The sequence below is a fragment of the Microcystis sp. LE19-195.1E genome (genome assembly GCF_027532095.1).
GTDB classification, from domain to species: domain Bacteria; phylum Cyanobacteriota; class Cyanobacteriia; order Cyanobacteriales; family Microcystaceae; genus Microcystis; species Microcystis aeruginosa.
Genome location: NZ_JAPZSZ010000064.1, coordinates 1 through 6189, shown reverse-complemented (window position 1 = coordinate 6189; position 6189 = coordinate 1). Strand labels below are relative to the sequence as shown.

8 protein-coding genes, 1 tRNA gene and 1 pseudogene are annotated in these 6189 nt (G+C 41.1%); 3 read left to right on the top strand and 7 right to left on the bottom strand.

Annotated elements, in window-relative coordinates:
- The 7 genes and pseudogenes from O9300_RS03825 to O9300_RS03795 form a co-directional block, all read right to left on the bottom strand.
- Nucleotides 1-182: helix-turn-helix domain-containing protein (locus O9300_RS03825; protein WP_272079382.1), on the bottom strand; the 182-nt coding region annotated here is incomplete at its 3' end.
- 413 nt (nucleotides 183-595) lie between these two features.
- A pseudogene (locus O9300_RS03820) lies at nucleotides 596-868 on the bottom strand (ParE family toxin-like protein).
- Nucleotides 865-1092, bottom strand: coding sequence for a hypothetical protein (locus tag O9300_RS03815; RefSeq protein ID WP_287659537.1), 228 nt, complete (start codon nucleotides 1090-1092; stop codon nucleotides 865-867). The pseudogene O9300_RS03820 and the gene O9300_RS03815 overlap by 4 nt, the downstream one beginning before the upstream one ends.
- A 556-nt stretch (nucleotides 1093-1648) precedes the next feature.
- Nucleotides 1649-1942, bottom strand: coding sequence for a clan AA aspartic protease (locus O9300_RS03810; protein ID WP_287970145.1), 294 nt, complete (start codon nucleotides 1940-1942; stop codon nucleotides 1649-1651).
- Between the two features lie 11 nt (nucleotides 1943-1953).
- Nucleotides 1954-2229 carry a hypothetical protein gene (locus tag O9300_RS03805; RefSeq protein WP_287970143.1) on the bottom strand — a complete coding sequence of 92 codons (276 nt, stop codon included), beginning with the start codon at nucleotides 2227-2229 and terminating at the stop codon, nucleotides 1954-1956.
- Between the two features lie 273 nt (nucleotides 2230-2502).
- The gene (locus O9300_RS03800; protein ID WP_287970142.1) at nucleotides 2503-3150 is read right to left on the bottom strand and encodes a phosphoribosylanthranilate isomerase; all 648 of its coding nucleotides are present in this window, start codon (nucleotides 3148-3150) and stop codon (nucleotides 2503-2505) included.
- A gap of 26 nt (nucleotides 3151-3176) precedes the next feature.
- Entirely contained in the window at nucleotides 3177-4478 is a 1302-nt protein-coding gene (locus O9300_RS03795) for a prenyltransferase/squalene oxidase repeat-containing protein (protein WP_287970141.1), read from the bottom strand.
- 527 nt (nucleotides 4479-5005) lie between these two features.
- On the opposite strand from O9300_RS03795, the gene speB reads away from it, so the two are divergent.
- The 3 genes from speB to O9300_RS19415 all read left to right on the top strand — a co-directional run.
- Nucleotides 5006-5905, top strand: coding sequence for an agmatinase (gene speB / locus O9300_RS03790; RefSeq protein WP_287970139.1), 900 nt, complete (start codon nucleotides 5006-5008; stop codon nucleotides 5903-5905).
- 46 nt (nucleotides 5906-5951) lie between these two features.
- Nucleotides 5952-6025, top strand: a tRNA-Val gene (locus O9300_RS03785).
- 117 nt (nucleotides 6026-6142) lie between these two features.
- A partial coding sequence (locus O9300_RS19415; protein WP_353737100.1) for a helix-turn-helix domain-containing protein occupies nucleotides 6143-6189 on the top strand: 47 nt, incomplete at its 3' end.

Genomic DNA, 6189 nt, shown 5'->3' with positions numbered 1-6189 from the left:
TTCCAATCGGTCAACATTGAAGAAGTTTGAGCGTAGCCTACTCTTTCTTGCTTTTCGTACCAAGCTTGTGTTCGTTCGTGGAGAGCTTTGTTGTAAACTAATCTTACACAGCCCAATGTGCGCCGCAATAGCGACTCTTGTTCGGGTGTGGGGTAAAATCGAAACGAATAGGCTTTTTCCATACCTCACATTTTAGCATATATCGTGTAAATGCGCTAATATTTAACAGTAAAGCCGTCGTAGAACGACGGGGTTTCAGACCCAAATTTTCGATGATTTCGGACAAAAGAGAGAGTGGAGGGTGTTCAAACACCTAACTATTGATTATAGGTCAACTTTCTGCATAACACTCTCTGGGGTAACGATATGGGTCAACTTTCTGTATATCACTCCATTTAGGCGCAATCGGCAGAACTTTTCCCTATATCACGCCCAAAAGCCTGTTAGCCAGATTAGCTTACTGCAAACAATCTCCTTTAAGGAAACTTACCACAGAAGCTTTCCGTAATTATAGCAAAGATTCTTAGATATGACTGCACTTTGTCACAAAATTTCACTATTATTTCGGGTGCGGTGATTTGTTATGTTTCTTGGTTCACAACTTCTTTAAAAATTTGTCATACTCTGCGTGAGAGCCTATCCAAAACCAAACAATTACATTCTTACTCTTGATTCTTCCTAGCGCTCTCCAACCTATACCGACTCTGATTGACCAGATCTGGTCTTCTTGATTGACCTCCTTAAATTCTCAGCTTGGATGACTGGGGTTATCTTTCCATAACTTGTAATTTTTTCTGGCTGTTCTTTTCACTCTTTCTGGTAGCTGTTGAAATAAGCCGACGAAATCTGGATTTAGTTCCGACTTCATAGATCATCAAATCCCATTTCTTCAGTCTGTCCGTTTTCTGAATCCGCAATAGCTTTCTGAGCAAGTTCTTTGAGAATTAAGCTGTCTTGGGGTTTAGATAATGTTTCTTGCCATTTGATTTCATTTTCGATGTCTTCAATAAACTGCTCTGCCAGTTCGTCTTGAATTGCTTCTGGTAGTTCTTGAGCTTTTTGTACAGCTTTACTTAGAAGTTTTGATAACATTTCTTCTCTTCTCTTTTCTTGAAAACATAACTACATATTATCCGGAAAATTTCTGTATAACACTCTCTGGGGTAACGATATGGGTCAACTTTCGGTATATCACTCTATTTAGGCGCAATCGCCAGAACTTTTCCCTATATCACGCCCAAAAGCCTGTTAGCCAGATTAGCCTATTGCCAAAAACCTTGTTTAACTAAATTCCTGACAATTAGGCTCATTCTAGCGATGATTCCTAGATCTGACCGCACCCCTTGACAAAAACTGACAATTATTCGACCTTGAGCGATCGCTATCGGGGGATAGTTGTTTTTTGTTACAGCAGTGTGGAGAAGGGAGCGGGTTTTTAAGGTTGGATTGGGAGTTAATCATACTATTAAAAACCGATTCAATATAACGGCTAAGATAAGCGGCGGCAGATAACCTTTGCATCACAACCAATAATTTCTCATCCGTCCGCTTCATCGACTTGTTAGCCTGCGTTTGCGCTAATGCTGAGAACTACAATTCGTCAATTGTTACCAACCCACCTTCCGTAAACTGAATCACAAGTTCATGGCTAAGCTAATAAAGCAGTTCCAACCAGGGGGCACCGCCCTGTGGCAAATACACGAGTTTCTCGCTCCTCACCATTCCAGATAATAATTGCTTTGTGAAGAGGCAGCATTACTTGGCTGTTGTCTGCTAAATTCGCACGCATATCGTACCTGAAAGGAAGATTCAGTAATGCTACTGCCTCCGATGGTAAACAAAGCTCATCTGTAAATCCTGTATCTACTACAAACTCAATCGGAAAGTCAGCGCGATTTGGAATCCGAAATGGGATAGTGATGATCGGGTGTCCATTAGCCACAATACCTGAAATCACTTAACTACACGCGACCTGATACCCCCACCACAAGCGGCAGCAACGTTGTAGCCAATTTTGATCCCAAAGAGCCGAGCATGGGGGTGTTTCTCGCTCAATAAGTCAGCAGCGTGTAAGCCATTTTCATTAACTTTGTAGTCACCTGTTTCAATGTCAATGATGACTATCTTGCCAATGTTTTCCTCAACTTCCACCTCTTGGCGGATTCTGCTTTCGTACAGTTTCTCTGCACGTTGAGCAACTTCTTCACGGCTTAAAAGGATAGCTTGCATATACTAACTCCCGATTGCGATTTGACTTCTGGAGACTTCTCTATAATATCTCACAGGTCTGTAGGATGAGCTAATGTCCATCCTACTAAGTCTCTACAAGATTGGCTGCTACCCAGTGCCTTCGGCATTGCATTTAGACTTACAGCTTCAATAAATCTGCATGGTGCGTTCCCCAAAAATAGATCGCTGGAGCGGTAGAAGTTGCCTTAGGGAACGCACCCTACAAGATCAGCGATCGCACTGCGATTGATGGAAGTTCATTGAATAATGATTTCACCGTATTCTCTTACATACATCTACAAATTTTCGGATTTTATCGGGGTCTTTATCGCCGCTTGAGGTATCAACGCCTGAGTTGACATCAACACCGAAAGGATTAACACATTCAATTGCTTGTAATATATTGTCGGGATTAAGCCCCCCCGCTAAAATTACAGGCTTACTTATAAGTGACGTGATTTTTCTACTAATAGACCAATCATGAGTTTTTCCTGTACCACCTATCCTACCGGTTGTCCGAGAATCTAGAAGTATTGCATCAGTAAAAGGAGCAAAATACTGAGCAGTTTCTATTGCCCTCTCATCGACTACGTGTACAGCCTTGATAAGCTTAACATGAGGAAGTAAATGCTTGATGGCTTGAATTTCTTCTATAGAGATATCATTGTGAAGTTGTATTGTAGAGGTAGGAACTAGGCTATAAACCTTTATAATCTCTTGAGAAGATTGAAGATGAGTAACAAGAACAGTATTGACTAGAGGAGGAATTTTTTCAAGAAGAGTCCCAGCAAAGTCAGGAGATATTTTGTCCTCCGAGTAATATTTTGTCCCAACAATTAAGCCAAGAGCATCTGCCCCAGAATTAACTGACAATAAAACATCTTCAATTGTACGATTGCCGCATATCTTTACACGAATCATGGCACGTCCTCAAAATCCTTAAAATTTTACTGGGAAACTCTTCTGTTAAACTGAATTTTATTTTGAATAAGTCCAATAAAACTCCTCTCAGAAATATACCCGTAAATCAGCAATAAAGCCAGAATAACTAACAAAAATAAAGTGCTTTGAAGTCCAGTTAGCTTGTTTATAAGTGAAAGAATAGTTGAGAGAACAATGATAACAATAAGGAATATTAAAAGGTAGTGGCGCTCATTTAACTTTGTTGAAGGAAGTTCTCGCTCTGGAAAATTTATGTATGTGGATTTAGCTTTTGAAAGACCTACAATAGTATGTGAAGTTGCCCACGAAACGGGGCGTTTTGCGCAAAATCCCTGTGCATTAGAAGAGGAGTTGTCAATATTATCAAAAGTAGCTTCAAGCGCATATCTTGCTAAGGCATTTTCTGAATTAAAGTTGCTACCAACTTTTTCCAGGATAATTGGAAAGACAAATCTTAAGTATAAGGAAGGATTGATATGTGAGAAGGTATAGTTATACTGGCTATTATACCCTTCTCCAATCGATACAGTTTCCGTTGTCCACTGCAAAACGCATTTCTTATTATCATCAATCCAGTCAATTGCAGGTTTAATATCCCTAAAATATATTTTAGGAATGAGGTTTTCCTGTTTATCTGCCATATTAATTACATCTATAACATGGAGAGTGTGAGGAACCAGTAGTTCAGGCTCTTTACCAAAAGAACCATCATTATTGCGGTATGTATGTATATGCTTAAAGGCATCTAAAATTACTTTCTCTAAATTTGAGTTTCGGCACAGACTATGTTCACTCGTATTGTCCAAAGGACAAATTCTTAGAATAGTCTTTAAAGTTACACAAGTTGGGAAAAGATGGCTTTCATGATTACGGGTGTATCCCCATCCTCCATCTGCATTTTGTGTATGTATCAGCCATTCAACACCTTGAGTAATTACTGAATTATGCAACGAAACTCCAGCTAGCTTTAAAGCTAGTACGGCTAAAGATGTACGTACTGCATCTGGTATGTGGAGAACTTTATCAGGGTCTTTCAATACATTCCTGGCCCAGGCTCCATAATGCTCTCGATCAGCACAGTTATTAGCACTCAGTTGATGCTCAATTAAATATTTTGCGCCTAATTGAATTGCTTGATCTCCAGGATCTTTCATGCCTGTTTCTAACAAAGCAATGATAGCTTCAGCTGTATTAAGACAGTTACTATCTGCCCCTTTATATTGTCCCCAACCTCCATCAATTTTGTTTTGAATTTTTTCAAGCCAATGAGAAGAGTTTTCAATACACTCTTGAAGAGACAAGTTCATAAAACCCTCCAGCTAATTAAACCTTAATCTTTAAACTGTGAATCCTCTTGATGATTCATGGCTTTGAGAATGTCGTCACAAAGGCAATAAATCGCTATAATCTCGTCATTCATTTTTTTGGCCGCTAGTCGTCTTTTATCTTTTGTAGCAGCTTTTTTTGCTTAATCCTATAGGTAGCAACTTAGGTTGTTTAACTCAATTTCTGACAACTAAGCCCATTCTAACGATGATTCCTAGATCTGACCGCACCTCTTGACAAAAATTTATAATTATTCGACCTTTAGCGATCGCTATCGGGGGATAGTTGTTTTTTGTCACAGCAGTATGGAGCAGCCTAACTGATGACTATATTTCCAGATTATCGCCCGCAGCAAACCAATCTTGAGCGAGAAATCGAGGGATGTATCCATTGATGGATAAGGGTTGTCGGCTATTGTAGTAGATATGTTTGGAGTCAGTTGAGATAGACAAAAATAGTCAAAATATTTATAATAGAAGATTGGACTAAAATTTTCTGTGACTTGCCCATGTTATTGTCTTGCGCCACCGGTAGCGAACAGTTTTTAGGTAGTGAAGCGATCGCCACTTACGCCACAGCTAAGGCCGTGATCCTGCCGATTCCCTACGAGGCCACCACCACCTATCGCAAGGGTTGTGAAACTGGACCGGCGGCGGTGATTACTGCTTCCCAACAATTGGAAGCTTATGACGAGGAACTTAAGCGGGAAACCTGTTTAGAAGTGGGCATCTATACCCATGATGCGATCGCCGATACCCGTCAGCAACCGCAATTGTCCGCCGAGGAGATGTTAGCCGTCACCACAGCTACAGTTTCGCGTTTAATTGCCGATGATAAATTTGTCGTCGCCGTCGGGGGTGAACACGCTATCACTACGGGAGTAGTACAAGCTTACCGACAAGCTTTATCGGAACCTTTTACTGTGGTTCAAATTGATGCCCATGGCGATATGCGTTTTGAGTACGAAGGCTCCCACCATAACCACGCCTGTGTGATGCGTCGGGTGTTAGAAATGGGTTTACCGACCTTACCCGTGGGAATTCGGGCTATTTGTCGAGAAGAAGCGGAATTAATCGCTAAACAGCAGATTCCCGTGATTTGGGATCGAGATATCGCCGGTGATCCGAATTGGATCGAAAAAGCGATCGCCAAAATTAGCACCGAGAAGGTATTTTTAACCATAGACGTGGATGGCATCGATCCCGCTTTAATTCCGGGGGTGGGAACACCTGAACCGGGGGGGTTAAGTTGGCATCAAACCCTAGGCTTTCTCCGTCGTCTTTTCCAAACTCATCAGGTGATTGGCTGCGATGTGATGGAATTGGCCCCGATTAGTGATTCGGTGGTCTCGGAATTTACCACTGCCAAGTTAATTTATAAGTTAATTGGCTATCAATTTACTGCCTAGGGGCTTGCCTAATTAGGAGCAATCGTGTTATAATAGCGATCCGTGCGGACGTATAGCTCAGTTGGTTAGAGTACATCGTTGACATCGATGGGGTCACTGGTTCGAATCCAGTTACGTCCATAAATTATCTGCCCTAGTCCCGGTCATCGAAAATTTGGGTCTGAAACCCCGTCGTTCTACGACGGCTTTACTGTTAAATATTAGCACATTTACGAAATCTATGCTAAAATGTGAGACATGGAAAAAGCCTATTCGTTTCGATTTTACCCCACACCCGAACAAGA